The organism is Halomonas sp. 3D7M (assembly GCF_014897885.1).
GTDB lineage: Bacteria > Pseudomonadota > Gammaproteobacteria > Pseudomonadales > Halomonadaceae > Vreelandella.
Window position 1 is genome coordinate 33,472 of record NZ_JABUZF010000179.1, and the last position, 2,014, is coordinate 35,485.

At 49.6% G+C, this 2,014-nt stretch carries 4 protein-coding genes; all 4 read left to right on the forward strand.

Going from position 1 to position 2,014, the window contains the following annotated elements; genetic code table 11:
• Window positions 1–214, forward strand: a 214-nt coding sequence (locus INT22_RS20705) for a helix-turn-helix domain-containing protein (RefSeq protein WP_226912584.1), incomplete at its 5' end; no start/stop codon positions are given.
• Entirely contained in the window at window positions 214–690 is a 477-nt protein-coding gene (locus tag INT22_RS10205; RefSeq protein ID WP_050713315.1) for a VPA1267 family protein, read from the forward strand. The genes INT22_RS20705 and INT22_RS10205, both read left to right, overlap by 1 nt.
• A complete protein-coding gene (locus INT22_RS10210; protein ID WP_193068167.1) occupies window positions 678–1,427 on the forward strand; it encodes a hypothetical protein in 750 nt (249 codons plus the stop codon). Before INT22_RS10205 ends, INT22_RS10210 begins: the two co-directional genes overlap by 13 nt.
• A complete protein-coding gene (locus INT22_RS10215; RefSeq protein WP_193068168.1) occupies window positions 1,393–1,995 on the forward strand; it encodes an AAA family ATPase in 603 nt (200 codons plus the stop codon). The genes INT22_RS10210 and INT22_RS10215 overlap by 35 nt, the downstream gene beginning before the upstream one ends.
• Window positions 1,996–2,014: the final 19 nt, after the last annotated feature.

The following is a 2,014-nucleotide window of genomic DNA, read 5'->3' on the forward strand; positions in this document are numbered from 1 at the left end:
ACGGTCGCTTATCGGCCAGCGGCGGAAAGAAGGGCTAGAAGCTGCCAGGAAACGCGGAAAGCAAATTGGTCGGCGGAAATCGTTATCTGATGAGGATCTTTCAGAAATTGCTCAGAAGCTCTCCAAGGGGGATTCTAAGAGCGATTTGGCAAAAGAATATGGCGTTTCCCGCACAACGTTATATGCAGCTTTGAACAAGTTTCAGGAGGCGTAATGGCGAGCCCACAAGAGCAGGGCCAAATCTATCTTGAAAGATTTCGAGAATGGATTAAGTCCATGTCTGATGATGATTTTCGCCAGATCGTATACTCCCCAAAGGGCATCCTGAATAGACAGCAAATCAAAAAGCTTGCAGGCCTGTCAGACCAGGCGATCAAAAAAAATGAAAATGTAAAAGCCGAACTGCAAGATCTGGAGAATAGGCTGCGTGAACGTAACGTGCTGCCACCACTGTCTGAAGCAGGAAAAGCGTCTCTTTCAGCGCCAAAACTCTATGATGCTTTCTCCAAGAGAAACGCTTTGGATCATGGTCGACTGGGGAAGCTTGAGGCCGAGAATCAGGACCTCAAAGTACAGCTCGAAAAATTACAGCGAGAAAATGTGCGACTGAAGGCGCAAATCGCATCGAGCCGAGAGACGGTTGACGCGGTAAACGATGGTTTGATGGTGTTCCTCAAATGTCCGAGCTGACACAAGCCTCTGAGCTTGTTCGCGTCACCCAGGTGCCTTTCCGGAACTCTAAAGCCACGGTTATCCGCGGTGTGCCTGTGCGTGAGGACCAGACTTTTGCGTCTGCAAATTATAATGTATCTATCGTAGCTAATTCTGAATATTTGCCTGTAGATCCGACCCCCGGGCAGATCTGGCGAGTCGCGGGTTACAAACGCACTTACGTGTATGACCACGGGAAAATTAAAGCGCAAGAGCATCAATACCGAGAGCCCGATACCCTGGAGTTTTATTTACCAGATACTGGTGAGACCTTTATCCAGTTTATCAGCGATGATAAAGCTTTTAAGGGGATAGGAAACCGCAAGGCACGCCAGCTTTGGGCTAGGTTCGGTGAGGACATTCACCGGATGCTGACTGCGGGCACCCGAAACGACTTTAACGCTCTCTCAGAACTGCTCTCCACACAATCCATTCGGGCGTTGCATGCCGGTTATGAAAAATACGCGAACCTCAGGCACACCACTTGGATGTCGAAAGCCAGAATTCCCCACGCAGTCCAGAAGAGAATTCTCAAGTATCACGGCCTTGGAACTGTTGAGGCGATCAAGTCTGACCCATACAAGCTGCTTCACTTCGGGTTGAGTTTTAAAGACGTAGAAAGCATCCTGCATCACCGTTTTGGACACGCCTGGCAGCAGAAAAGATACCCTAAAGAGCGTATTGCGTATTCAAGCTGGGATGATTCAGGCGCTTAATGATCGAATGCGTGATGGTAGTACGTGGGTCAAGGCCAGTCAGCTATTAACGCGAGCATCTGATTATCTTAAATCGTACCCTGATCGTGAGGAGGGAATTGAGTGGCTGAAAAGCGCAACAGATATTGCTCTTTACCATGAGGATGGACGCTTTCATGCCACTGCCACTGCTATACAGGAGTTGGCGGTAGCTAGGCGCATAAAGCATCTGATTGATCTTAGAAAGCCACTCACCGAGGGTGAGGAAGGTATTGTAAATGACGTCATTGGCGAGCTGCCCTATGAGCTGACCAGCCAGCAAGAGCTTGCCATTTATACGAGTCTAACCGAGGGGATTAGTGCGATCACTGGAGGTGCCGGAACTGGCAAGACCACAGTGCTTTCGACCTTCCTGAAAGCCGCTGACCGCCTAGGGTACAGCATTCACGCTATCGCTCTATCGGGTCGCGCTGCAATGCGTCTGCATGAGTCAGTCGGCTACCTCACGATGACCATCGCACGATTCCTGCGAGAAGATCCAGTGACAGATAACAAAGCTTTGCTGGTCATTGATGAAGCTTCTATGTAAGCGTTCATTCCAGGACGTA